At 59.9% G+C, this 25,771-nt stretch carries 22 protein-coding genes; 10 read left to right on the top strand and 12 right to left on the bottom strand.

Going from position 1 to position 25,771, the window contains the following annotated elements; genetic code table 11:
• Positions 1-132: 132 nt before the first annotated feature.
• Complete coding sequence (hexR, locus tag GEV38_RS27050) at positions 133-999, bottom strand: transcriptional regulator HexR (protein WP_011536461.1); 867 nt, start codon at positions 997-999, stop codon at positions 133-135.
• 103 nt (positions 1,000-1,102) lie between these two features.
• Between hexR and zwf the strand changes: the two genes are divergently transcribed.
• The 5 genes from zwf to GEV38_RS27075 all read left to right on the top strand — a co-directional run bounded on the left by zwf (position 1,103) and on the right by GEV38_RS27075 (position 6,896).
• Positions 1,103-2,545 (top strand): glucose-6-phosphate dehydrogenase, encoded by a 1,443-nt coding sequence (gene zwf / locus GEV38_RS27055; protein ID WP_015272365.1) that lies wholly within the window; start codon positions 1,103-1,105, stop codon positions 2,543-2,545.
• Positions 2,546-2,632: 87 nt separating this feature from the next.
• Positions 2,633-2,947, top strand: a complete 315-nt coding sequence (locus tag GEV38_RS27060) for a hypothetical protein (protein WP_015272366.1) — start codon at positions 2,633-2,635, stop codon at positions 2,945-2,947.
• A gap of 130 nt (positions 2,948-3,077) precedes the next feature.
• Positions 3,078-5,264, top strand: a complete 2,187-nt coding sequence (gene uvrD / locus GEV38_RS27065; RefSeq protein ID WP_015272367.1) for a DNA helicase II — start codon at positions 3,078-3,080, stop codon at positions 5,262-5,264.
• 255 nt (positions 5,265-5,519) lie between these two features.
• Positions 5,520-6,374: a Tim44 domain-containing protein gene (locus tag GEV38_RS27070; protein WP_003260050.1), complete on the top strand. Its 855-nt coding sequence runs from the start codon at positions 5,520-5,522 to the stop codon at positions 6,372-6,374.
• Positions 6,375-6,488: 114 nt separating this feature from the next.
• A complete protein-coding gene (locus tag GEV38_RS27075; protein WP_013974843.1) occupies positions 6,489-6,896 on the top strand; it encodes an SMI1/KNR4 family protein in 408 nt (135 codons plus the stop codon).
• A gap of 212 nt (positions 6,897-7,108) precedes the next feature.
• On the opposite strand, the gene GEV38_RS27080 is transcribed toward GEV38_RS27075, so the two are convergent.
• Positions 7,109-8,869, bottom strand: coding sequence for a cation:proton antiporter (locus GEV38_RS27080; RefSeq protein ID WP_015272368.1), 1,761 nt, complete (start codon positions 8,867-8,869; stop codon positions 7,109-7,111).
• Between the two features lie 343 nt (positions 8,870-9,212).
• Here GEV38_RS27080 and GEV38_RS27085 point away from each other — a divergent pair, with 343 nt between their 5' ends.
• Entirely contained in the window at positions 9,213-9,698 is a 486-nt protein-coding gene (locus GEV38_RS27085; RefSeq protein ID WP_003260046.1) for an acyl-CoA thioesterase, read from the top strand.
• Here the strand turns inward: GEV38_RS27085 and pdxY are convergent.
• The gene (gene pdxY / locus GEV38_RS27090; protein ID WP_013974845.1) at positions 9,695-10,567 is read right to left on the bottom strand and encodes a pyridoxal kinase PdxY; all 873 of its coding nucleotides are present in this window, start codon (positions 10,565-10,567) and stop codon (positions 9,695-9,697) included. The genes GEV38_RS27085 and pdxY overlap by 4 nt on opposite strands.
• A 120-nt stretch (positions 10,568-10,687) precedes the next feature.
• Here pdxY and GEV38_RS27095 point away from each other — a divergent pair, with 120 nt between their 5' ends.
• Positions 10,688-11,080, top strand: a complete 393-nt coding sequence (locus tag GEV38_RS27095; protein ID WP_015272369.1) for a DUF3301 domain-containing protein — start codon at positions 10,688-10,690, stop codon at positions 11,078-11,080.
• Here the strand turns inward: GEV38_RS27095 and GEV38_RS27100 are convergent, their stop codons facing one another.
• The 3 genes from GEV38_RS27100 to zigA are packed head-to-tail and all read right to left on the bottom strand — an operon-like array spanning position 11,081 to position 13,924.
• Positions 11,081-12,052, bottom strand: a complete 972-nt coding sequence (locus GEV38_RS27100) for a GTP-binding protein (RefSeq protein WP_054572032.1) — start codon at positions 12,050-12,052, stop codon at positions 11,081-11,083.
• A 40-nt stretch (positions 12,053-12,092) separates the two neighbouring features.
• Positions 12,093-12,719, bottom strand: coding sequence for a DUF1826 domain-containing protein (locus GEV38_RS27105; protein WP_054572033.1), 627 nt, complete (start codon positions 12,717-12,719; stop codon positions 12,093-12,095).
• The gene (gene zigA / locus GEV38_RS27110; protein ID WP_054572034.1) at positions 12,716-13,924 is read right to left on the bottom strand and encodes a zinc metallochaperone GTPase ZigA; all 1,209 of its coding nucleotides are present in this window, start codon (positions 13,922-13,924) and stop codon (positions 12,716-12,718) included. Before zigA ends, GEV38_RS27105 begins: the two co-directional genes overlap by 4 nt.
• 202 nt (positions 13,925-14,126) lie before the next feature.
• Here zigA and folE2 point away from each other — a divergent pair, with 202 nt between their 5' ends.
• Positions 14,127-15,032, top strand: a complete 906-nt coding sequence (gene folE2 / locus GEV38_RS27115; RefSeq protein WP_015272373.1) for a GTP cyclohydrolase FolE2 — start codon at positions 14,127-14,129, stop codon at positions 15,030-15,032.
• Here the strand turns inward: folE2 and GEV38_RS27120 are convergent.
• Positions 15,016-15,543: a DUF3617 domain-containing protein gene (locus GEV38_RS27120; RefSeq protein ID WP_054572035.1), complete on the bottom strand. Its 528-nt coding sequence runs from the start codon at positions 15,541-15,543 to the stop codon at positions 15,016-15,018. The two genes, folE2 and GEV38_RS27120, sit on opposite strands and share 17 nt — an antisense overlap.
• 131 nt (positions 15,544-15,674) lie before the next feature.
• Between GEV38_RS27120 and cls the strand changes: the two genes are divergently transcribed.
• Complete coding sequence (cls, locus tag GEV38_RS27125) at positions 15,675-17,114, top strand: cardiolipin synthase (RefSeq protein WP_015272375.1); 1,440 nt, start codon at positions 15,675-15,677, stop codon at positions 17,112-17,114.
• Between the two features lie 140 nt (positions 17,115-17,254).
• Here the strand turns inward: cls and cfaB are convergent, their stop codons facing one another.
• Positions 17,255-18,439 (bottom strand): C17 cyclopropane fatty acid synthase CfaB, encoded by a 1,185-nt coding sequence (gene cfaB / locus GEV38_RS27130; RefSeq protein WP_015272376.1) that lies wholly within the window; start codon positions 18,437-18,439, stop codon positions 17,255-17,257.
• Positions 18,440-18,646: 207 nt separating this feature from the next.
• Here cfaB and lpdA point away from each other — a divergent pair, with 207 nt between their 5' ends.
• Positions 18,647-20,047: a dihydrolipoyl dehydrogenase gene (gene lpdA / locus GEV38_RS27135; RefSeq protein WP_054572036.1), complete on the top strand. Its 1,401-nt coding sequence runs from the start codon at positions 18,647-18,649 to the stop codon at positions 20,045-20,047.
• Between the two features lie 490 nt (positions 20,048-20,537).
• Here lpdA and GEV38_RS27140 read toward each other — a convergent pair whose 3' ends face one another.
• The 4 genes from GEV38_RS27140 to GEV38_RS27155 all read right to left on the bottom strand — a co-directional run bounded on the left by GEV38_RS27140 (position 20,538) and on the right by GEV38_RS27155 (position 25,758).
• Positions 20,538-21,965, bottom strand: a complete 1,428-nt coding sequence (locus tag GEV38_RS27140) for a UvrD-helicase domain-containing protein (RefSeq protein WP_054572037.1) — start codon at positions 21,963-21,965, stop codon at positions 20,538-20,540.
• Complete coding sequence (locus GEV38_RS27145) at positions 21,958-23,664, bottom strand: ATP-dependent endonuclease (RefSeq protein ID WP_054572038.1); 1,707 nt, start codon at positions 23,662-23,664, stop codon at positions 21,958-21,960. The genes GEV38_RS27140 and GEV38_RS27145 overlap by 8 nt, the downstream gene beginning before the upstream one ends.
• A 470-nt stretch (positions 23,665-24,134) precedes the next feature.
• Positions 24,135-24,683 carry an arsinothricin resistance N-acetyltransferase ArsN1 family B gene (locus tag GEV38_RS27150; protein WP_054572039.1) on the bottom strand — a complete coding sequence of 183 codons (549 nt, stop codon included), beginning with the start codon at positions 24,681-24,683 and terminating at the stop codon, positions 24,135-24,137.
• Positions 24,676-25,758 (bottom strand): ArsO family NAD(P)H-dependent flavin-containing monooxygenase, encoded by a 1,083-nt coding sequence (locus tag GEV38_RS27155; protein WP_054572040.1) that lies wholly within the window; start codon positions 25,756-25,758, stop codon positions 24,676-24,678. Before GEV38_RS27155 ends, GEV38_RS27150 begins: the two co-directional genes overlap by 8 nt.
• Between the last annotated feature and the right edge of the window lie 13 nt (positions 25,759-25,771).

Consider the following 25,771-nt stretch of genomic DNA (forward strand, 5'->3'; position numbering starts at 1 on the left):
GGATGCGGGAGTTTCAGACTGGCTTGAGTGGTTTACGGTTTGGCTGTGGAATGGTGACAGAATCGTGAATTTTCACTCCCTGTACCGGCCCATTCGCGAGCAAGCCCGCGAAGAGGCCGGCGCAGGGAGAATTCAGTCGTCGGTAGCCTTGATCGACTTGGGCGACAAGCGCAGGCTGCGCAAGCTGCGCTTCACGCTCTTCAGGTGGTTGACCAGGCTCGGCCCGCGCGCCATGGCTACGCCCATGGCCAGCACGTCGATCACCACCAGGTGGGCGATACGCGAGGTCAGCGGGGTGTAGATTTCGGTGTCTTCATGCACATCGATCGCCAGGTTGACAGTCGAAAGCTCCGCCAGCGGTGTCTGGCTTGGGCACAGGGTAATCAGGTTGGCGCCGCTCTCACGGACCAGGTTGGCGGTAATCAGCAGGTCCTTGGAACGGCCCGACTGGGAAATGCATACCGCCACATCACCTGGTTTCAGGGTCACCGCCGACATCGCCTGCATGTGCGGGTCGGAATAGGCTGCCGCGCTGAGCAACAGACGGAAGAATTTGTGCTGAGCATCGGCCGCCACCGCACCGGAGGCGCCAAAGCCATAGAACTCCACACGCTGCGCCTGGGCCATGGCAGTCACCGCCTGCTGCAGCGCCTGTGGGTCGAGGTGCTCGCGCACTTCCATCAGGGTGTGCAGCGTGGTGTCGAAGATCTTCAGGCTGTAGTCGGCGACCGAGTCGTCTTCATGGATGGCGAACTGGCCGAAACTCGCCCCCGCAGCCAGGCTCTGCGCCAGCTTCAGCTTCAGGTCCTGGAAGCCCGAGCAACCGATCGCGCGGCAGAAACGCACGATGGTCGGTTCGCTGATACCCACGCTGTGCGCCAGATCGGCCATGGAGCTGTGCATGACGGCAGCCGGGTCGAGTAGCACGTGGTCGGCTACCTTGAGTTCCGATTTGCGCAGCAGGTGGCGCGATTGGGCGATATGTTGCAACAGATTCACAGGCTGGACTCGGTTATGATCGGCTGGCCGGGTTGTAGCTTTCTTGTAGTTATACTACATGGACGCCAACCCGCCCAGTTAAACGAACGTGGAGAGTGGTGGTTTGACTATTCCTTGCGACATTCTGGTCTTCGGCGGCACCGGCGATCTGGCCCTGCACAAACTGCTTCCGGCGCTCTACCACCTGTTTCGCGAGGCCCGTCTGAACAACGCCGTGCGGATCATCGCGCTGGCACGACGCAACTTGCCACGTAACGATTATCTCAAGCTCGCCGAACGCCATTGCCGGGCACAGATTGCCCGCAGCGACTTCGACGAAGAGGTCTGGCAGCGGTTTTCCGCGCGGGTCGACTATTTCGCCATGGATGCTTCGCAAAGCGCCGACTTCGGTCGCCTGGCGCGCTACCTGGGCGAACCCGGCGGCTTGACGCGCATCTTCTACCTGGCCACCGCCCCCAATCTGTTCGTGCCGATTGCCAAGCACCTGCATAACGCCGGCCTGGCAGACACTGAGGCGCGCATCGTGCTGGAAAAGCCGATCGGCCACTCGCTGGAATCGGCTACCGCCATCAACGAAGCGATTGGCGCAGTGCTGGAGGAAAACCAGGTATTTCGCATCGACCACTACCTGGGCAAGGAAACCGTGCAGAACCTCATGGCCCTGCGTTTTGCCAACGCCCTGCTGGAGCCGGTGTGGCGCAACAACCAGGTTGATCACGTGCAGATCAGCGTTTGCGAGACCCTGGGTGTAGAGAACCGTGGTGCCTACTACGACCGCGCCGGGGCGACCCGCGACATGTTGCAGAACCACCTGCTTCAGCTGCTATGCCTGGTGGCCATGGAGCCCCCCGCGCAGTTCGAGGCCGAAGCGGTGCGTGACGAGAAAGTGAAGATCCTGCGGGCCCTCAAGCCCATCACTGGCCAGGACGTGCAGGACAAGACCGTACGCGGCCAGTATGGCGCCGGGCGCATCGGCGGCCAGGAAGTGCCGGCTTATTACTTCGAAAAGGACGTCGACAACGACAGCGACACCGAAACCTTCATCGCCATCGAGGCGCACATCGACAATTGGCGCTGGGCGGGCGTGCCCTTCTACCTGCGTACCGGCAAGCGCATGGCACGGCGCTCATCGCAGATCGTCATCCAGTTCAAGCCGGTGCCCCACGAGCTTTTCAATGGTGGCCAGGTCAACCAGCTGCTGATTCAGCTGCAACCGGACGAACGCATCAGCCTGCGCATGATGACCAAGAGCCCAGGCAAGGGCATGCGCCTGGAACCTGTGGACCTGGACCTGAACCTGGCCCAGGTGTTCAGCCAGACCCGCCGCTGGGACGCCTACGAGCGCCTGCTGCTGGATGTGCTGGAGGGCGACTCGACGCTGTTCATGCGCCGCGATGAAGTGGAAGCGGCCTGGGCCTGGATCGACCCGATCATCAAGGGCTGTGAAGAGCACTTCCAGGCGCCGCGACCGTACCCGGCAGGCTGTAATGGGCCAGAGCAAGCCAACAGCCTGCTCGCCAGGCACGGCAGGCACTGGCATAGCTGAAGCACTGCCCTGCTCCCCTGGCAGGCCAAAGGGCAGAAAGTAGCCCAGCGCACTGGCGCTACTTTCAACCCGAGACAGGAGCAGGCAATGGCTACTATCACCAACCTCGTTGCAATCAACGACATCGCCCACGGCAAGCAGGTTTTCAGGGTTCACGGCACCGTTACGGTCGCCTCCCCGGCCGTAGAACCGGTGCTGGTCGAACCCAAGCTGCGCCACAGGGGTGGCTGGGAAGTGCTTGAGCTTCAACTTCTGGATAGCGGCGCAATCACTCCGCAGGTGCTGACGGAAAAAACCGTGGCTTTCGAGCGTGCAGGCGGCACTGGCTGGAAAACCGTGGAGATCATTCATGCAGACGGTTCGCAGCGCTGCGAAATTCGTACCATCGAGGCGATTGACTGAGCCGCTGCCGGCCAGGTCGCCCGAGCGGTGGCCTGGCACCTTCCATCGGCTCGATGAACGGACATGTGGCAGGTGAATATTTATACAGTAGAGGTTTGCCCCATTTCCTGCCGCGCCCTAGAATGGCCCGATGCGCACAGACGACCTCTCCCTCCTGCTGAACTCCCTCAACGATGCCCAACGCCAGGCCGTAGCGGCCACGCTCGGGCGTCAACTGGTGCTTGCTGGCGCCGGTTCCGGTAAAACCCGCGTGCTGGTGCACCGCATTGCCTGGCTGATCCAGGTGGAGCAGGCATCGCCGCACTCGATCCTGTCGGTGACCTTCACCAACAAGGCCGCGGCAGAAATGCGCCAGCGTATCGAGCAACTGCTGGGTATCAACCCGGCGGGCATGTGGGTCGGCACCTTCCACGGCCTGGCCCATCGCCTACTGCGGGCCCATTGGCAGGAAGCGAGGCTGGTGCAGAACTTCCAGATCCTCGACAGCGACGACCAGCAGCGCCTGATCAAGCGGGTGATGCGCGAGTTGGGCCTGGACGAGCAGAAATGGCCGGCACGCCAGGCCCAGTGGTTCATCAACGGGCAAAAGGACGAAGGCCTGCGTCCACAGCATATCCAGGCCGGGGGCGACCTGTTCCTGTCGACCATGCGCGACGTCTATACCGCCTATGAGCAGGCCTGCGAGCGCGCCGGGGTCATCGACTTCTCCGAACTGCTGCTGCGCGCCCTGGACTTGTGGCGCGACCACCCGGGCCTGCTGGAGCACTACCAGCGGCGCTTCCGCCACGTGCTGGTGGACGAGTTCCAGGATACCAACGCCGTGCAGTACGCCTGGCTGCGCCTGCTGGCGCGCGGCGGTGACAGCCTGATGGCGGTGGGCGATGACGACCAGTCGATCTACGGCTGGCGCGGTGCCAAGATCGAGAACATTCACCAGTACACTGCCGACTTCCCCGACGCCGAGATGATCCGCCTGGAGCAGAACTACCGCTCCACCGGTGGCATCCTCAAGGCGGCGAACGCACTGATCGCCAACAACAGCGGGCGCCTGGGCAAAGAGCTGTGGACCGACATGGGTGAAGGCGAACCGCTGACCCTGTATGCGGCCTACAACGAGCACGACGAAGCGCGCTACGTGGTGGAAACCATCGAGAGCCTGGTCAAGAAGGGCAATGCGCGCAACGAGATCGCCATACTGTACCGTTCCAACGCCCAGTCGCGGGTGCTGGAAGAAGCCCTGCTGCGCGAACGCATCCCCTACCGCATCTACGGTGGCCAGCGCTTCTTCGAGCGCGCCGAAATCAAGAACGCCATGGCTTACCTGCGGCTGATAGAAGGCCGCGGTAACGATGCTGCCCTGGAACGGGTGATCAACGTGCCGCCACGTGGCATTGGCGAAAAAACTGTCGAAGCCATACGCGAGCACGCCCGCCACAGCCAGCTGTCGATGTGGGAAGCAATGTGCCAGCTGCTTGCCGCCAAAGCCCTGAAAGGTCGCGCTGCCAGTGCCCTGGGTGCATTTATCGAGCTGATCGAAGGGTTAGCTGCCAAGGTCGTGGACATGCCGCTGCATACCATGACCCAAACCACCATCGAGCAGTCCGGGCTGATCATCTACCATCAGGAAGAAAAGGGTGAGAAGGGCCAGGCACGGGTAGAAAACCTTGAGGAACTGGTCAGCGCAGCGCGCAACTTCGAGTCTACCGACGAAGACGCCGACCTCTCGCCTCTCTCGGCATTCCTTGGCCACGCCTCGCTCGAAGCAGGCGATACACAGGCCGACGAGCATGAAGACAGCGTCCAGCTGATGACCTTGCACAGTGCCAAGGGCCTGGAGTTTCCGTATGTGTTCCTGGTGGGCATGGAAGAAGGCCTGTTCCCGCATAAGATGAGCCTGGAAGAGCCTGGCCGCCTGGAAGAGGAACGCCGCCTGGCTTATGTGGGTATCACCCGCGCCATGCGCCAGCTGGTCATGACCTACGCCGAAACGCGTCGCCTGTATGGCAGCGAGACTTACAACAAGGTGTCACGTTTCGTACGCGAAATTCCGGCAGGCTTGGTTCAGGAAGTGCGCCTGTCCAACAGCGTCAGCCGACCGTTCGGCGGGGCCAAGACGGCCACGAACAGCAACCTGTTCGCCAATGCCAGCATTCCGCAGACCGCGTTCAACCTTGGCCAACGTGTGCAGCACGCGGTGTTTGGCGAGGGTGTGATCCTCAACTTCGAGGGCTCCGGCGCCCAGGCGCGTGTGCAGGTGAATTTTGCCGAAGGGAGCAAGTGGCTGATGCTGGGGTATGCCAAGCTCGAGGCCATCTGAAAGCCTGCGCGGTCCCTTGTAGGAGCGGCCTTGTGTCGCGATAGGGCCGCAAAGCGGCCCCACAATCATGGCGTCGACGCTGATATCTTAGGGCTGCTTCGCAGCCCTTTCGCGACACAAGGCCGCCCCTACAGGTCCGTCATAAGCACCTTGTAACATTCAGGCAAAAGCTCGAAACATTATGTCGCTGGTCATCTGCCCGGGAACCTGTGCACCATGACGCGCGTGCAATCCACAACAGGGGATATCCCACTTATGCAACGTTTTCTTAGCATCGCTCTGGCGCTCTGCGTCGGCCTGACGCTGAGCCTGGACGCCAACGCCAAGCGTTTTGGCGGCGGCAAGAGCTCGGGCTCCGCGCCTATTCACCAGACCCGCCAGGCCACGCCAACCACGCCTGCCGCCGCGCCGACCGCACCTGGCCGTGCCGCTCCGGCCGCCAGCGGTGCTTCGCGCTGGTTAGGCCCTCTGGCCGGCCTCGCCGCCGGTGGCCTGCTGGCTTCCATGTTCATGGGCGACGGTTTCGAAGGCTTCCAGATCATGGACTTCCTGATCGTGGCGCTCATCGCCTTCCTGGTGTTCCGCTTCATCGCCGCGCGCCGTCGCCAGCAGCAGCCGCAAATGGCCATGCCGGGCCATGCGCCGATGCAGCGTGAAACTCACGCGCAGCCGGCCCAGCCGTCGATCTTCGGTGGTTCGGCCGCACCTGCTGCCGCAGCCGCCCCGGTGATCAACGCCCCGGCCTGGTTCAACGAGCAGAACTTCCTGGCTGCTGCCCGTAACCACTTCCAGGCGCTGCAGCAGCACTGGGACGCCAACGAGATGGACAAGATCGCCGAGTTCGTCACCCCGCAGATGCTCGAGTTCCTCAAGCGCGAGCGCGCCGAACTGGGTGATGGCTTCCAGTCCACCTACATCGACAACCTCGAGGTACAGCTGGACGGTGTTGACGACCGCGCCGACCGTACCGACGCCACCCTGACCTTCCGTGGCGTGTCGAAGAACTCGCGCTTCGACCAGGGCGAAGTGTTCAGCGAAAGCTGGCACATGGTTCGCGCCCAGGGCGAAAACCAGCCTTGGCTGGTGGCCGGTATCCGTCAAAACGGCTAACCGCTGCGTGCTGCACAAAAAACCCCGGGCCTGTCCCGGGGTTTTTGCTTTTGCCAGAGTGGCCTACTAGGGTATAACGCGCAGCGTTGTCATCTAGGTCAGAGGAAGTGAACCGTGGAAGAAGTGATCGAACAACTCCGTGAAGCCAACGAGCCAGTGCCGGTGCCCCTTGAGCTTCCCGACGAGGACCTGCTGGTCGAAATCGAAGAAGAGCTGTTCATTAACATTCCTTTCGTGTTCAAGGAGTTCCTGCTGACCGTCAGTGACGTGGTGTATGGCTCACTGGAGCCGGTGACCGTTACCGACCCACAGTCACATACCTACCTGCCCGACGTCGCCGCCAACGCCTGGGATGCCGGCGTGCCACGTGACCTGATTCCACTGTGCCAGGACGGCGACAACTACTACTGCGTCGAAGAGGATGGCACCGTGGTGCTGTGGGATGCCGAAGAGGAAATCGTCGGTGAAGACAGCTGGGAATCGGTGTGGCACTGGGCGCGGGATGTCTGGCTGGAGAGCTGATCTCTATTCCATTGCCCAGGCCCTGATTGGATTTAGCAGGGTCCTGTGGGAGCGTCGCGCTTACGAATTGAGTTCTCCGATCTGAGACAGAGAATTATGGCCTAGTGCCATCTATACAGTTAAAATCGCCAGGCTTTCTGCGCCTGGCGACATCGCTACCGCTCCATCCCCTCGGACGACGGTGAAATCTTGCGCAGGGAGCATTGCCCTCTTCAGTGCGTATTCTCGCGGCTGTTCTCCAGCGTCTCCAGCAAGGCAATCTGCATGCGCGTATGCACGCGGATAAACCAGCGCCACAGCAAGGCCACCACCACTGCAGCCACCACGGCGATCACCAGCAGCAGCTCGCTGGTCGGTAGAATGCTCGCCGACAGCGCCGACAGCAGCAGGAAAATCACCAGCAGCGACAACAACGGAATCACCTCGGCAATAACTCGTCGCACGCGCTGAGTATGCCGTCCGGCCGTTTCCGGTTTGACGCCCATCTCTGCCAGTAGCATCGACAGCGCCTTGAGCTTGCGATAGGCCGCAATCAGGAATGGTAACGACAGCAATAACGCTACCCCCCAGATCAGCGCTTTCTGTTGGCTGGTATCGCTGACCCACTCGCTGAGCCAGTTGCCGATCCGCCCGGCGAAATAGCCACCACTGAAGAAGATGGCGATCACCAGCGCCAGGTTCACCCCAACCTGCAACAGGATGCGCCGGATCATCGCCGCGAGCATGGCGCCCTCGCCCTGCGGCTGGATGCTGCGCAACCATTCGCCATACAACGACAACACCCGCGCCAGGCGGCTGGGCACCACCTTGCCCAGCTTGAGCGACAGCGGGTCGGCGGCACGGATCAGGTAGGGTGTCAGCAGCGTGGTGATTGCCGATACCGCCACAGCCACCGGGTAGAGGAAGTCGCTGGTCACCTGCAGAGTCATGCCCAGCGCGGCGATGATGAAAGAAAACTCGCCAATCTGCGAAAGCCCCATGCCCACCCGCAGCGATGTGCGCCCGTCATTGCCTGCAATGAACGCGCCCATGCCACACGACAACATCTTGCCCAACACCACCGCTAGGGTAATGACCACGATCGGCCAGGCGTAGTCGATCAACACCTGGGGGTCGATCATCAGCCCGATGGCGACGAAGAAGATGGCGCTGAACAGGTCGCGTACCGGTTCGATCAGGCTCTCGATCTTCAGCAACTGGCGCGACTCGGCCATGATCGCGCCAATCAGGAAGGCGCCAAGCACCATGCTGTACTCGAGCTTCACCACCAGCAGGCAGAAGCCGAAGCACAGGCCCAATACGGTTATCAGCAGCATCTCGTTGCTTTCGAACCTGGCCACGTAGGCCAGCAGGCGCGGCACCAGCAGGATGCCGATGACCAGCGCAACGATCATGAACAGCGACAGCTTGCCGACAGTGGAGAACACCTCGCCCGAGCTGACCGTGCCGCTGACGGCGATGCCCGATAGCAGGGCGATGATGCCGATACCGAGGATGTCCTCGACGATCAGCACGCCGAATATCAGCTGGGCGAAACGCTCGTTCTTCATCTTCAGGTCGTTGAGCGCCTTGACGATGATGGTGGTCGAGGAAATCGCCAGGATGGCGCCGAGGAACAGCGAATCCATGGTGTTCCAGCCGAACCAGCGGCCGATCTCGAAGCCGATCCAGATCATCAGCACAATTTCCAGGAACGCCGCGATGAACGCCGTGGCGCCTACCTTGAACAGCTTGCGCAGGCTGAATTCGAGCCCCAGGCAGAACATCAGGAAGATCACCCCCAGCTCGGCGAGGGTCTTGATGGTGTCTTCATCGTGGATCAGGCCGAACGGTGGGGTGTGCGGGCCGATGATGAAGCCGGCGACGATGTAGCCCAACACCACGGGCTGCTTGAGGCGGTGAAAGAGAATGGTGACCACGCCAGCAACCAGCATGATGACTGCCAGGTCCTGGATGAAGCTGATGGCATGCATGGCGTGATACTCCTTTTCTCGTCCGTTGCTGGATGCCTGGGCAGACCGCTCCTCTGCCAAGGCAACCCTGAGCGAGCAGCAAGTACTTACTGTTTTGAATGCAGGAAAAGCCCATGTTGCATGGGTGCAGTCAGGTTAACATCGCACCCCGCCGCAAAAAGGCGGTGCAATATGCAGAAACAGATCGGCTGGAAAAGCGCCGCTGATGGCATGATCGGCGTGACGATGGAGCGTCAGCCAACGTCCCGTATCAGGAAGGCAAATTCAAAAGAGGGGAACAGAAGTGTCTGCAGATAATGCCCCCCATTCGCCCGATTCAGCGCAACCTCACCGTGAGCACACTATGGAACCTGGAAACGCCCAGCTGAGCATGACCGTCCTGATGACCCCGGACATGGCCAACTTTTCTGGCAACGTACATGGCGGCACCCTGCTCAAGTACCTCGACGAAGTGGCCTATGCGTGCGCCAGCCGCTATGCCGGCAGCTATGTAGTCACCCTGTCGGTCGACCAGGTGATCTTCCGTGAGCCGGTGCACGTGGGTGAACTTGTGACCTTCCTGGCGTCGGTCAACTACACCGGCAACACCTCGATGGAGGTGGGCATCAAGGTGGTGACCGAGAACATCCGCGAGCGCTCGGTGCGCCATTCCAACAGCTGCTTCTTCACCATGGTCGCGGTCGACGACAACCGTCGCCCGGTGCAGGTGCCGCCGCGCCAGCCGCAAAGCAGTGAAGAAAAGCGCCGTTTCCTGCAGGGCCAGCAGCGCCGACAGATCCGCCAGGAGCTGGAAAAGCGCTACCAGGACCTGAAAACCGACGCGATTTAAAGCGCCAGCAGCTGTGCCTCGAAGCGTACCCTTGGGTGCGCAATGCGGTCCTGGGCCCGCACCAGTTGCAGTTCATAGCTGGAGCAGGCCTGGGTTTCGAGCAGCACTTCGTGTACGGCCGCAGCGGTGAATTCGAACGCCTGCACCCAGCTGTCGCCGAGTAGGACGCGGGCCAGGAACAGGCCTGAGGTCAGGTCACCCACCCCTACCGGCTGCCGCGGGAACGCCAGCAGCGGGCGGCGCAGGTGCCAGCTTTGCTCGGCGGTCACCAGCAGCATCTCGAACTGGTCCTCGGCGCGCCCGGGGTAAGCAAGGTGCTTGACCAGCACCACCTGCGGCCCGCGCTGCAACAGGCTGCGCGCCATGTTCACGCAGTCCTCCAGCGACTGCGCTCGGCGGCCACAGAAGCTGTCCAGCTCCAGCTGGTTGGGGCACAGGATGTCGGCCCTGGTAGCCGCCTCATCGAGCAGGAACTCGCTCACTTCCGCTGGCACGATACAGCCCTTCTCAGGGTGCCCCATGACCGGGTCGCAAAGGTACAAAGCCTTTGGGTTGACTGCCTTGATCCGCTCGACGCCGGCCAGAATCGCCCGACCTTGTTCGGCACTGCCCAGGTAACCGGACAGCACCGCGTCGCAATGGCCCAGCTCGCCGATGTTGGAAATGCCTTCCACCAACGCAGGAATTTGCGCAGGGGCAAGCACTTCACCTGCCCACTGGCCATACTGTGTGTGATTGGAGAACTGCACGGTATTGAGCGGCCACACATTGACCCCGATACGCTGCATGGGAAACACCGCGGCGCTGTTGCCGGCGTGGCCGAACACCACGTGGGACTGGATGGCGAGCAGGTGCGGAGTACGTTTCATGCGGGAGGTTTCCAAAGCTGTTTCAGGGATTGTGCGCGACGCAGTATGAACTCGATTGCCACCTGTACGACAGGCCAGGGACGCAGTTAAGCTGGATCGACCTGTTTGGAGCATATGCAAATGTTGACCCTGGAAAACCTCTTCGTCCTGATGCTGGTCGCCACGGCAGGCGCCTGGTTGTGGCACAACCACGGGTTGCGCGAGAAAGCCCTGGAACGGGTCAAACAGCATTGCGCCAAGCTCGACCTCGAACTGCTCGACGACGCGGTCGCACTCAAGCGTATCGCCTTTGTCCGTGACGCCAACGGCCGCAAGCGCCTGGCGCGCGTCTACGCCTTCGAGTTCACCGTCACGGGCGAGCAGCGCCACCCCGGTACCGTGACCCAGTTCGGCGCCCACAGCGTGCAGATTGAACTGGCGCCCTACCCGTTCGAGATCAAGACCCCACCGCGCACCGACAATGTCATCGAGATGCAGCAGTGGCGCCAGGAGCACAACCGCTGGCGCAACTGATCAGTTGACACGACATTCGCTCAACCCGGCCTGCAGCGCGGATTGCGATTGCGGCTGGTCGAAAATCAGCTCGATACGCGTATCCCTGCGCCAGTCGCTGGGCTGCCAGGCGGGCATGTCCCCATTCAGGCCATTGAATGATTGCCAACCCTCCACGCTGTGGATAACCCCTTTCGCGCGCCGCCACGGCCAAGCCCGCAAGAACGCCTGCAGCCGCTGTGGATAAAACTGCTGGCCAGGGTGCCAGCGCCAGCCGATGCTCCAACCCCCCTCTCCCTGCTGTGCAAGACAGATCGGCTGCCCGGGGTCTGCCCATAGCGCTGCCGGTGGATTTACAAGATTGTCGACAATACTGTTATCCACAAGCGAGCTGTCGACAATGCCATGGGGTACAGCCGGAAGGTCCGACAAGGGCAGCCAACCTTGGACGGTCCAGAATATTTTCTTTTCATTAAATTTCTTATTTATCAACAACTTAGTGTTTTCATCCACAGCCTCTGATTTGTTCAAGACAACGCTCTCAGCAGCATCGAACGCCTGCTGTTGAGCCTCCGGAAGCTGTTCGTTCCGGACCATCGACTGCGCGTCGACGACCATCAGCAATGGCTGTATTGTCAGCACTCCAGTCCAATGGGCTTTTTGCAACTGAGCAAGCAACTGCAAGGGATGACCCAGTCCGGACGGCTCTATGAACAGCCGGTCAGGGCGGGATTTGCGCAGCAGTCGGCCCAGGCCCACCTGGAACGGCATGCCATTGACGCAGCACAGGCAGCCACCTGCGACCTCGCCGATGGCGATGCCGTCTTCGTCACGGCTGAGCAAGGCCGCATCCAGGCCTACCAGGCCGAATTCGTTGATCAATACCGCCCAGCGCTCATTGGCCGGGCGCTGGGCCAGCAGGTTACGGATCAGGGTGGTCTTGCCGGCCCCCAGCGGGCCGGCAATCACGTGGGTGGGAATGTTCTGCAGCATGGGGAGGCTTCGGGCGATGGCGATGCCTCACTATGCGCCGTCAGGCCAGCCAGTCAAGGCTGAGCAGCAGGCGCCCCTGCTGCCCCGATGGCGACCGATGCACCAGACCCGCGCCTCCGTTGCCCTGCCACTTTTCACCTTTGAGCACCGCCACATCGCCAGCTTGCAAGTACTGAACGTTATCCACAGGAAGTATTGCTGTGTGTAAGTTGCCACGAGGGCTCGCGTCCTCTTTCAACCACTCGCTACCTGGACCTGCGTAGGTAGTGAGCAGACGCAGCGGTACGTTATCCACATGGAAGCGCGGGCACATAGGGCCGGTCAGTACCCGCAGGCGCAAACCAACCCGCTGCGCACCCACCAGGCAGGTATAGGCCGCCACCAGCCAGGCCACATCTGCCACGAATGCCTCATAGCCGTGCAAGTCGGCCGCTTCGCGCAAGAGTTCGGTGAATACCGGCATGTGCCGCTCGTCCACATCGATGACGCGCTGGTCTGCCAAGGGCTGGCCGAGGCTAACCACCAGCGCGGCAAAGTCCTCCAGTTGCGGCGGCAAACGTCGGCGCCATACCGCCAGGTTTACGCCATCCTGCAGCACATCGGTCAGCACCTGCGGTGTCTCGCCAAATACCTGGAAAATATCCACAGGCTTGCGTGCAGGGTTCATGCTGCGGCCTCCTCATGCCATGAACCGAACGGATCGGGCAGGCGCAACCAGCCCATGTGCCCCAATTCCATTTCCTGATCGGTCAAAAGGCATGCATCGAGTGCTGTGGATAATTTTTCGAAGTCGATATTCTGCCCGATGAACACCAGTTCCTGGCGGCAGTCACCGCTCTCGGCAACCCAGTTCTTCAAGATCGCGGCAGTGTTATCCACATCCTGTGGCCACTGCTCGCGCGGCACGAAACGCCACCAGCGGCCCGCCAAGCCATGGCGCATCATGCCGCCTGCCTGCGACCAGCTTCCAGCTTCCTGGTATTTGCTGGCCAGCCAGAAAAAACCTTTCGAACGCAGCAGGCGGCCATTGCTCCAGGGCTTGTGGATAAAGTCGAAAAAGCGCTGTGGATGAAAGGGGCGCCGGGCCTGCCAGGTGGTGGCGGCAATGCCATACTCTTCGGTTTCCGGCACATGCTCGCCGCGCAACTCTTGCAGCCAGCCCGGTGCCTGGGCGGCCTGGTCGAAGTCGAACAGGCCGGTGTCGAGGATGCGGTCCAGCGGTACCTGGCCCATGACCATGGGCACGATCTGCGCCCGAGCATTGAGGCTGCGCAGAATGGCCATGAGCTCTTCGCGCTCGTGCTGGCTGATCAGGTCGATCTTGCTCAGCAACAGTACATCGGCGAACTCGATCTGCTCGATCAGCAAGTCACTGATTGAGCGCTCGTCTTCCTCACCCAGGGTTTCGCCACGGCTGGCCAGGCTGTCTGCTGCCTGGTAATCACGCAGGAAGTTCAGGCCATCGACCACAGTGACCATGGTGTCCAGGCGCGCCATGTCGGACAGGCTACGGCCCTGTTCGTCGCGGAAGGTGAAGGTCTCGGCCACAGGCAGTGGCTCCGAGATCCCCGTGGACTCGATCAGCAAATAATCGAAACGCCCTTCTTCAGCCAGCCGCGCCACTTCCTCGAGCAGGTCTTCACGCAGCGTGCAGCAGATGCAGCCATTGCTCATTTCCACCAACTTCTCCTCGGCACGGTTGAGGCTTACGTTGCGCTGCACCTCGCTCGCATCGATGTTGATTTCGCTCATGTCATTGACGATGACCGCGACTCGCAGGTTGTCGCGGTTACGCAGCACATGGTTGAGCAAGGTGCTCTTGCCGGCGCCAAGGAAGCCGGATAGCACGGTGACAGGGAGACGGTTGGACATGGCGAAACCTCTTCAGGCGAGCGCATTCGAAACGATGCATTGCACAATGTTATAAAGTAACAATACAATTTCGCCAAGCCGTTCGTGACGAATGAGTGCCCACCGGGAGGAAAAGTGAACCCGCCACGTGCCAGGGTGCCCCTCCCGGCATTGCAGCTTGATCGGTGGTGGCCGCTGATCTCCCTTTTGTTTGGAATAGTAGATGACTCAGCTCAAGCTCCCCGACATAGCCGCACAAACCCATGAATACGCCTTACCTTTGAACTGGGTGGGTATGTGCGGGATCGCCCAACCTGTGCAGTTCGAGGGGCGCACAGCAGCTGCCACGGTCGATGCCGGCGTTAGCCTGGTAGACGGCAGCTCACGCGGTATCCATATGTCACGGCTTTATCTCGCCCTGGAGTCGTTGGAGCATCAGCCCCTGACGCCGCTCACCATCCACCAGCTGCTGACTGACTTCCTCAGCAGCCATGAAGGCCTTTCTTCCTCAGCCTATTTGCGTCTGCGCTTCGAGCATCTGCTAAAAAGGCCTGCATTGATCAGCCCGCTGCAGGGTTGGAAAAGCTATGCCGTCACAGTCGATGCAAGGATCGAAAATGAAATGTTCCACGTGGAACTATCCGTTTCTGTCCCTTACTCCTCGACCTGCCCATGCTCGGCTGCACTTGCACGGCAACTGATTCAGCAGCAGTTCCAGGCGCATTTCAGTGCAGAGCAGGTCGACAAATCTGCAGTGCTGCAGTGGCTTGGCAGCGCCGAAGGCATCGTAGCGACGCCCCATAGCCAACGTAGTAGCGCGCAAATCCAGGTAAGGCTGCGCAGCAATCAGCAGGTTCTGCCAATCACCGAGTTGATCGACCGCATAGAAGCAAGCCTGGGGACAGCGGTGCAGACCGCAGTTAAGCGCGCAGACGAACAAGCCTTTGCCTTGGCCAACGGCCAGAATCTGATGTTCTGCGAAGACGCCGCACGACGCCTGCACAAGGCGCTACGGCAAATGGAATGGAGCACGGCCTTCAAGCTACGCGTGGAACATGCAGAAAGCCTGCATGCCCACGATGCTGTCGCGACCAGCCAGTGGCAATGGGATGTCAGCTGCGCGGCTTGACCGAGCCGCAGTCATTACCCAACCACACGGCACGGGTGTTCATGCTGCCTTGCTGCTGTACACCCGAAGCGTTGAATGTACCGTTGACCTGGGTGGTGAATTCCCGGTCACTGAGGAAAGTCGCCTGGCCACTGCCCTGCGCTTTGGGGCAGCTGAACTGGAACTTCCATACATTGCCGGTGCGGTCGGTTATCTTTTGTGTACAACCTGACTTCGGGTCCTGCAGGGGGATATCGTTGGTTGCCACCTGTTCTGGCGTCAGGCACGAGCGCACCCCCTTACCCCCAACAGTCACTCCCTGCTTGGCCAGCACCCCTTCCATCATCGCGCGCTGCTCTGGCGGCAGGTTCTTCAACTGGCCGAGCATGAACTCCATATCGGGTAACGGCTTGCCATCGACCTGCATGTTGCTGGTGGTCAGCTCCCACAAACCTGGCTGTAGCATCTGAGCATGCACCAGCGGGCTGCTCACACCTAGGGCCAACGCCAACAGTGGCAGATGAATCTTCATGGACGAACGCTCCTGGAAAAAGCCGGCCAAGCGGGCCGGTCTGTGCCTTAGACGCCAAATCCACCTGCAGGTTGCAAGGCGGACCGGGAACGTGTTCTGTTACTCAAGTGTACTCGGCAAGCAGGATGCATATGGACTACCACAGCCCCTACTTCTTCGGTTACCTACTCGGCCTGGTTCATTTGCTGGGTATTGTCGCCGCATTACACGCACTGTTCACCGTGCGCACTGCCCAGGGCGCAATCGCCTGGGCCATGCCGTTGTTCTTCATCCCCTACCTCACCCTGATCCCTTACCTGATCTTCGGTGCGCGCTCGTTCTATGCCTACATCAAGGCTCGGCGCCAGGCCAACCAGGAAATGCATGTGGCCATGGCCAACCTCAACTGGCGGCCTTGGGTAGAAGAAGCCCTTACCGCCCGCGAGTCGGAAAGCTATGCGGCCTTGCGCGCCATGCCCAAACTCGGGCGGATGCCCTGCCTTGCCAATAACGAGGTGAAGCTGCTGATCGATGGCAAGGCAACATTCGATGCAATATTTGCCGCCATCGAAAAAGCCCGCGACGTGGTGTTGGTGCAGTTCTTCATCATCCATGACGACAACCTTGGCAAAGCATTGCAGCAACTGCTGCTGCGCAAAGCCGCCGAGGGGGTGCGGGTGTTCGTGCTGTATGACCGTGTCGGCAGCCATGCCTTGCCGGCAAGCTACAGCCAGTTGATGCGCGACGGTGGTGTACAGATTCATGCCTTCGCAACCCGTCGGGGCTGGTTCAACCGCTTCCAGGTTAATTTCCGTAACCACCGCAAAATCGTGGTGGTGGATGGCTTGCTCGGTTTCATCGGCGGGCACAACGTGGGCGATGAGTACCTCGGTGGCCACCCGCAGCTTTCACCTTGGCGCGACACCCACGTGCAGATCAGCGGGCCGGTGCTAGCCTGCCTGCAGGAGTCGTTCGCCGAGGACTGGTACTGGGCCACGCGCCAACTACCGCCGCTGATTCTGCCGGACGCCTACCCTGACAACGGCGTGCTGTGCCAAGCCTTGGCCAGCGGCCCGGCCGATCCACAGGAAACCTGCTCGCTGTTCTTCCTTGAGGCGATCCATTCAGCCACCCGGCGCGTGTGGATCACCAGCCCGTACTTCATCCCCGACGAGGCGGTGTTCGCCGCGTTGCGTTTGGCGGTACTGCGTGGGGTCGATGTGCGAGTGCTGATTCCGTCACGCCCAGACCATCGCATCGTCTATGCCGCCTCCAGCCTTTTCGCCTTCGAAGCGGTACGTGCGGGTGTACGCATGTTCCGCTACCAACCGGGTTTCCTGCATCAGAAGGTGGTGCTGGTGGATGACGATGTCAGCGCTATAGGCAGTGCCAACCTGGACAACCGCTCGTTCCGCCTGAACTTCGAAATCACCCTGTTGACAGTCGATCGCGGCTTCGCTGACCAGGTCGAGAACATGCTGAACAATGACTTTGAACAGGCACGGGAAATTACTGCGGAGGACAGCCGCGATACTCATCGGCTGCAGCAACTGGGGATGCGGATTGCTCGGCTGATTTCGCCGATTCTCTGATGCGCCTGCGCCCGTTGCAGGGTATCGCGGACCTTGTGGGAGCGGGTTTACCCGCGAAGACGTCAGTGGCTGTACCGACGCATTCGCGGGTAAACCCGCTCCACAGGGTATGGTGTCGCGCTTGCGTGCTTTGTTGCAATTCAGCGATACAGGTCTTCACGCGTCCAAGGCAGGTCATGGTGCCCATCGGCGTACGGCTTCACGGCCAGGATCTGATGCAGGTTGATCCAGCCCTTCTGGAAGGCATAGGCACACCCGGCCAGGTACAGGCGCCAGATGCGCAAGGTCTTCTCGGGCACCAGCGCCGCCGCCTTGTGCAGCTGGTTCTCCAGGTTCTCGCTCCAGTGGTGCAAGGTCTTGGCGTAGTGCAAACGCAGGCTCTCCACGTCTACTACCTCCAATCCCGCTTCACAGATGCTGGCACTGATCATCGACAGGTGCGGCAGCTCGCCATGGGGGAACACGTAGCGATCGATGAACTCGCCAGCGCCACGCCCGACCGGGCGACCATCCACATGCTTGGCGGTAATACCGTGATTCATCACCAGGCCCCCTTCCCTCACGGCACCGAACAGCTTCTGGCTATACAGCGCCAAGTTGGCATGCCCGACATGCTCGAACATGCCAACGCTGACAACCTTGTCGAAGCGGCCGTCCTGAGGCAGGTCGCGGTAGTCGAGAATCTGCAGGTCGACCTTGTCGGCCAACCCCTCTGCCTTCACCCGCTCGCGACCGAGCTTGAGCTGCTCCTTGCTCAAGGTGATACCAAACACCTTGGCGCCATATTCGCGAGCAGCGAAACGCGCCAGCCCACCCCAGCCGCAGCCAACGTCGAGCAGGTAATCACCCGCTTCCAGGCGTAGCTTGCGGCACAGATGATCGAATTTGTCCTGCTGTGCCTGATCCAGCGTGTTGTCCGGCTCACGGAAGTAGGCGCACGAGTAGGCCATGTCCTGATCCAGCCATAGCTGGTAGAACGCGTTTGAAACATCGTAATGGTAGGAAATCGCTTCGGCGTCGGTGCTCTTGTCGTGGGCCTGACGCTGCGGTGGGGTGTCGTCTTCGTCGGTCATTAGCGCTTCGCTCAGCTCATCGCATACGCGGATGGCTTCACCAATATCGCCTTCAAGCTCCAGCTTGCCTTCGACGAATGCCGTGCCCAGTTGGTCCATGCTCGGGTGGCTCAACTGGCTGATCAGCTGTGGCTCCTTGACCAGGATAGTGACCTGCGGGCTAGGCCCCAGATCGAACTGGTTACCGTCCCACAGTTTCAGCCGCAGCGGCAGATGCAGGCTCTGCAGTGCCGGTGGAAGTTGCGCAAGCATGAACGACCCTCCTGTCCGTATTTGGCCACGACGCCTGATATTTCGAACGTCGCCGGATCAGAGTAGTTCATTCGTGGGATGTTTCCTCTAAACGAGACCATGGTCTAGAACCAACTAGTCTTATGCACACCGCGGATTGTATACAATTCTTGCATCTCAGCTTAACCTTGTGCCCCTCTTGCGCTTCTTCATCCTGGAGTTGAACCCATGAAATCCTATGACGTGGTGATCATCGGCGGTGGCCCTGGCGGCTACAACGCAGCCATCCGCGCCGGCCAACTGGGCCTGAGCGTAGCCTGCGTGGAAGGCCGCTCGACCTTGGGCGGCACCTGCCTGAACGTGGGCTGCATGCCCTCCAAGGCACTGTTGCATGCTTCCGAGCTGTACGAAGCTGCCAGTGGTGACGAGTTCGCCCACCTCGGTATCGAAGTCAAACCTACCCTCAACCTCGCCCAGATGATGAAACAGAAGGACGAGAGCGTGACCGGCCTGACCAAGGGCATCGAGTACCTGTTCCGCAAGAACAAAGTCGACTGGATCAAGGGCTGGGGTCGCCTGGATGGCGTCGGCAAGGTCGTGGTCAAGGCTGAGGATGGCAGCGAAACCGCACTGCGGGCCAAAGATATCGTCATTGCCACCGGCTCCGAACCTACGGCCCTGCCGGGCGTGACCATCGACAACCAGCGCATCATCGACTCGACCGGCGCGCTGTCGCTGCCACAGGTGCCCAAACATTTGGTCGTCATCGGAGCTGGCGTGATCGGCCTCGAGTTGGGTTCGGTATGGCGCCGCCTGGGCAGCCAGGTCACGGTCATCGAATACCTCGACCGCATCTGTCCGGGCACCGACGAAGAAACCGCCAAGACCCTGCAGAAGGCCTTGGCCAAACAAGGCATGGTGTTCAAGCTGGGTAGCAAGGTGACCCAGGCGAACGCCAGCGCCGATGGCGTGAACCTGACCCTAGAGCCAGCAGCTGGTGGCACCGCAGAAACGCTGCAGGCTGACTATTTACTGGTCGCCATCGGTCGCCGCCCCTATACCAAAGGGCTGAACCTGGAAAGCGTGGGCCTGGAAACCGACAAGCGCGGCATGCTCGGCAATGACCACCACCGCACTTCCGTGCCGGGTATCTGGGTGATTGGCGACGTCACCTCCGGCCCGATGCTGGCGCACAAAGCCGAAGACGAAGCGGTGGCCTGCATCGAACGCATCGCCGGCAAGCCCCACGAGGTCAACTACAACCTTATCCCTGGCGTGATCTACACCCGCCCCGAGTTGGCCACCGTGGGCAAGACCGAAGAGCAGCTCAAGGCCGAAGGGCGTGCCTATAAAGTCGGCAAGTTCCCGTTCACGGCCAACAGCCGGGCCAAGATCAACCACGAGACCGAAGGCTTCGCCAAGGTCATCGCCGATGCCGAGACCGACGAAGTGCTGGGTGTGCACCTGGTAGGCCCAAGTGTCAGCGAGATGATTGGTGAGTTCTGCGTGGCCATGGAGTTCTCGGCCTCGGCGGAAGACATCGCCCTCACCTGCCACCCCCACCCGACCCGCTCCGAGGCCTTGCGCCAGGCAGCGATGAATGTGGACGGGATGGCGATGCAGATTTGATGTGAGATAGCCGGGGGCTGCTTTGCAGCCCATCGCGACACAAGGCCGCTCCTACAGGAGAACGCAATTTCCTGTAGGAGCGGCCTTGTGTCGCGATGGGCTGCTGATTTTTGAGAATTAAAACTGTCGCAGCGGGGGCATAAAATCCGCGGTCTGCAGCCCCGGCTTGAGGAAACTCAAAACTGTCGCAGCTGCCCCAAATGCCATTTATGACCGACTCTTCAGAGAATTAAAACTGTCGCAGCCACAAACGACGCGGCGTGCGGGTGCTTCCAGACCTCGCAGCGGGAAAGCCGCCAGTTGATGGGCGGGTCCTAGACGGCTGGGGTGCAACCAATAGCCAGGTGTGCAGCATCCTACATATATCGTTGCTTTCCATCAGCGTACTTTGAAAAACTCAGGCGCTGCCATACGACTCGACAAGGATCAACAGCAGCGAGTCAGCTTGGTGCTTAACATTCATGCCCGCTCAGCGTAACAGCGGACTTAGCTATCTCACGGGCAGATGTCTACTGGACCCGATTATCGTGAGGGACTTGGTACCCCGCGTCATTGCGACGTACAGGTCTTTCGCATCAAGAGAATCCGCGTCCAGGATGACCGCATGGTCGAACTCCAGCCCCTTAACCAGCAGGGTGGTTCCGATAAGTTTTTTGTGCCGCACAGGACGACCCGAATGCCGCATGTCACGTTGATAGATCTTCCCCGCCTCAATAAGCGTCATCCCTTGGCTTTCACCATGCAGCTTCAGAATTTGAAGCAGCCGGTTTAAAAGATCGCGCCGGTAGGCTCCTGTGTCAGGATTGGCCTTCAGCTCCAGGAAAAAACTCATCAGATGCGAGCTGGTGGAATCTTCCAGGTAAGCATTCGCTGCCGCTAAGAGGGCTGGATGCTTAGTGGTTTTCCGCAAGCCTGTAACCTCGCCACGTTTAGTGCCGGCCGTCAGCACATCACCTACTCCAGTGAAACACTTCTTCGCAAACTCAACTGCCAAGAGAAAGCCTTTCTGAGTGGTTTTCGCCCCATGCAGCTGCTTGAGAAACGAGTGAAGACCTTTACCCTCGATTTCTTCTATTGAAGAAAATTTTCCAGCCATCCGCCGGGCCAGCGAGTGTGTCTTGTTCTTCGATTGCTGGTCCCCACCGTGCAACGCGATAACGCTTTCGTTGTGACCCAGCAATCCATAGAGCGATGAAAATTGCTTGGCCTCCAACAATTCGGGATCGGTCCGATGTCGGACTACACAAGGTGGCCGATTGCCTAGCAAATCAATCTTTTGTCCGCCCTGGATCCTGTTGCGTACGTCTTTGAGCCAATCGCCAAGCTGCGGATTGTCAGCCCAGCGCCAAGGGATATTCAGCTCACCCAAACATTCGAAGGTGGGGTAAATACTCGCCTCCCAGTCCACGGGCTTGGAGCCGTCGAAATCAAAAATGGCCTGCATCGGATCACCGAGCACTCGGCAGGGCAGAAATTCAGCCAAGGCGCAAACAAGTGAGTGCTGAAGGTCTGAGCAATCCTGGTACTCGTCGACATAAACACCTGCGTAGGTGCTAGCGACGGTACGGCGAATGAACGACTTACCCAGGAGGGCGGAGCAACTCACGTATAGCTGATTCCACTGCTCATCAGTCGGGTTATCTGTAACCCACCCCGAGGTCTTCGGGTACGCCAAGCACAAACGCAGTGACCAGCTCGCGATCGTGTCAACCTGGTACATAGAGGACGGCACGCCCAACGCAGTCATTTTCGTTTTGATCGAGTTCACGCCTGCAAAGGTGTGAGTCAAGACGAGTTGTCTACCGGTAGATGCACGCACTGCCAACGCAATGAGCTGCGTCTTCCCGTAGCCAGCAGGGGCAATGACATACCCTTTGCCAACACAACCGTTCAGCTTGATGGCCAACTCTTCAGACATGCTCGATCCACGCCCACAGTTGATTGAGCTGGATGGCAAGGTTCGTCTTCGCGAATGCCTCATCCTTGAAGGCAGGCCTGATGGCCTTGAACCAGAGATCACCGCGAGTGATGTCCTTGAACCAGTTAGATTTCTTGGCCGTATCGCCAATCGCCCTCCTCAATTCAGGGCTGTCTTTCCAGGTGCCGAGATCGCTGTCGAGCGCACTGCCAAATTTGGACACGACTTGGTCACGAACGGAGTAACCGAAGCTGTCTCGCGCAAGCTGGACGCTCACAACAACATCACCCCACGGCAAATCGCGGAAGGCCCGTTGTTCTAGCGAGAGCTTGTCGCTCCACATGAAAACCGGAATTTCCAACGCAGTAAGTTCATCTGCATCAGCCTGGGAAAACTGGTCGTCAGCGTCAGCATCGGCAAATGCGGCAACGTGGTAGTGAAGTGCGTTGAAGGCCTTGGCAAATGCCTTCACTTTCGAACCTCCGCCTACGTCCAGCAACGCCACACCATGGAAGGACAGCGGATCCTTTGAGCTGTCGACCTGATAGTCATCAAACCCTCGGAGGAAGCCGACCTCTGTCGCGCCTTCACATACGACCACCTTTTTAGCCAGGAAAGCATCGGAGCTTGAGCGCACCTTCCCTTGCAACCCATGCTCTTCAAGACCTTTACCCGCTACGGGGGTGACCTGTACCACCCCATCTGCACGATGAACAACGTAAAGCTCCTCCACGGTCAACTCGCGGAGAACCGTCGGTGAGTGGGTCGTCAGGAAATACTGGCCTTGGTCATCCTCTCTGATGTGTTTGATCAGCCGAGTGATCCTGTGAGGCTCCAAACCAAACTCCACTTCGTCGAAAAGAGTGATGTGGCCTTCCTCAAGCCCGACTTTCTGGATCCCGCACAACAGCATGCGCCTAGATCCAAGCCCCAACTGCCGCAGCGGAATATCGCCGTCATGCAAAACTAGCCCGCCCACCCTCAGATTGATGGAGTTCAGATCCAGGTGCGCCTTGTATGCGTCGGTAACCGGTACCCCTAGGAGCTTGGCAATCTGTTGCGACTTCAATGCTGCAGCATCGAAATTAGTCAACATCTCTGTCCGGTTAGCATCCAGTGACGATCGAGCATTTCTGGAAGCATCTGCCAACAGTTCGTTCAGGCTCTGTGTTTCAGTCAACTTCGACAAGGCTGTACCGGTGGCCCAGGAAAGTTGCCGCTCGCTGAAAGCTCCGATCAAGCCCACACTGACCTTGTTACGGTCAGCCTGCTTGAACTGAACACCTTCCGGGGTTCGATCGCAGGTCACGACCCATTGAGGCTCAAGGTCCTTCCCAACGGTGAGCCTGACGGTGAGGACGCTTTCCAGGTGATCGTCAGGCTCATCGATGATCGTGAGCGTATCTTTGTCCCACCCTCTCAGGTACTGGCCGTACTTCTTGAACGAGCAGAAATCATCGACCAGGTCGCCAATTGTCGCCTCGATGACGATGGGCTCCTCGATGTTGCCCCTATGGAAGTCAGAGTCGTTGAGCGAAAGGTTCCACTGGGGGTAGAACACATAGCGTATCGCATCCAGAATCGTCGACTTAGCCGAATCACCTTTGCCGATCAGGCAGAAGGTGTGCCCCATCGGTAGATTCCACTCCAGCTGGCTGATACCTCGAAAGCTCTTGATGCTCAGTCTTCGAATCTTCACTGACCAACGTCTCCTTGAACCTCACCTATAGAAGCAGGGCCGGCCATCTGTGCTGCGCTGATGCTTAGCTTCCCCGCCACGGTCGATCATGACCGTCAACTCCGAGCACCCGAAACAACTCGACCTAGCCACTACCTTGATGGCCACCAAGATAAGCACGAAACTAGAAAAGCAGCCACTGGAAGGGGGCCGATTCTGAAGGGGAAAAAACCAATTACGCTGAAAGGCATGTCGCTGGTCTTCGGCCAATCTCCAACAGTCCTGTGGAGCAAGTTGGGTGGGATACGCCGGGCTGAGAAGGAAGTCAAACTGATACAGCTCGGAGCAATCGAGTAATACCACCCCCTAACTCGGGTTACCTGCATTCCGTGCCCCCTTGTGATCTAACGCCCTAAGATTCACATGTGTCCCCGTAGCGCCAGCAACCCACGTCGTACCAGCGTTTCGCACCGCAACCACGATCTACCTTTTCAGCGGATTGCTTGAAAGCGCGCGGGATCTTCTGGACGAAGGCCGTCACTACCCAGATCAAACCTCCAGTAGCCCACGTCATGCCAGGCATCGAGCTTGAACCCGACCTGGGGAAATGTCCCGATATGCTGGAAACCCAGTCGCTCGTGCAGCCCAACACTTCCTTCATTGGGCAGCGCAATACCGGCATACGCTGAGCGATATCCCAGACGCTTCAGAACTGGCAGCAGCACGTCATAGAGCTGCCGACCACCCCCCCTGCGGCGCTGGCCCTCGGCGACATACACCGTCACATCCACCGCCCAGCGATACGCTGCGCGCGCCCGGTGCTGACTGGCGTAGGCATAGCCGACTACCCGTTTCTCCTGCACCGCCACCAGATACGGGTAGGTTTGCAGCGTCGTGGTGATCCGCTCCTGCATCTGCTCCATGCTCGGCACTGCCTCTTCGAATGAAATGGCCGTGTTGAGCACGATGGGCGCGTAGATAGCCTGGATCTCTTCTGCATCCTCTGGTCTAGCGACACGAATCTCGATCCCGCTACGCATCCGGCTGCTCCAAGTTGTTCAGGTATTCGACTACTTCGTTGACGGTGCTGCGCGCGGTACGGGTGACGCCGATCAGCGTCGCCGAGGCCAGGCCGGTCCAGTCGCCATATCCGACCAGCCAGAGGCGCGGCTCGCGAATAGAGCGCGACCCGTCAACCTCGACCTTACCGCTGTCATCCAGCACGTCCAAGTCCCGCAAGTGATCCAGAGCCGGCCGGAAACCGGTACACCAGATCACCGCATCGACCTGGGTTTTCTCACCATTGGGCCAGACGACCCCGTCAGGCGTGAATGAGACAAAAGGCCTTACAGACCGCAGGGCTCCTCGCTCGCGGGCCCGGACCACCGGGGGCACCATGACTATATCGCCAAGCCCGCCGACCGGTGCGTTGATAACACGGCCCTCCTGTTGAGCCTTGAGGCGCTCGGTAGCCCGTTCGAACAGCACCCGGCCATCGACGTCATCAGGCAGAAACGCCGGCTCCTCCGAGGTTACCCACGTTGCGTCGGCGACCTCGGACAGCTCCGCATAGATTTGCGCCCCCGAGTTGCCACCACCAACGACCAGCACGCGCTTTCCTTGGAAAGCCTCCGGTGACTGGTAATGGGCGGAGTGAATCTGCTGTCCCTGGAACAGCTCTATCTCCGGATAGGCCGGAACATAGGGGTTGCTCCAGGTCCCCGTTGCGCTGATGACGGCACGAGCTTCCCAGTCGCGGTCCTTCGAGCGTACACGAAGCCCACGCCCGGTCCGCTCCACAGCCGCGACGCTAACGGGTCGAACGATAGGGAACCCGTATCGCGCCTCGTACTGCTCCAGATAGCTGACCACGTGATCCCTATTTGGATTACCTTCGGCGACTGGTGGCATCGGCCAGCCCGCAATCGAACTCCATGCGGAGGGAGAGAACAGCGTCAGCGAGTCCCAGCCATGGCGCCATGCCCCACCCGCGGCCTCTTCGGCGTCGAGCAGCAGGAATGACAACTTGGCCCGCTTGAGGAAATAGGCCACCGTAAGCGCGGACTGCCCGCCGCCAATCACGATGACATCGAGTAGTTCGCCGTCGGTGGCCATGGTCTCTCCTGTC

Origin of the sequence: Pseudomonas sp. 13159349 (assembly GCF_013305685.1) — a bacterium.
Lineage (GTDB): Bacteria > Pseudomonadota > Gammaproteobacteria > Pseudomonadales > Pseudomonadaceae > Aquipseudomonas > Aquipseudomonas asiatica.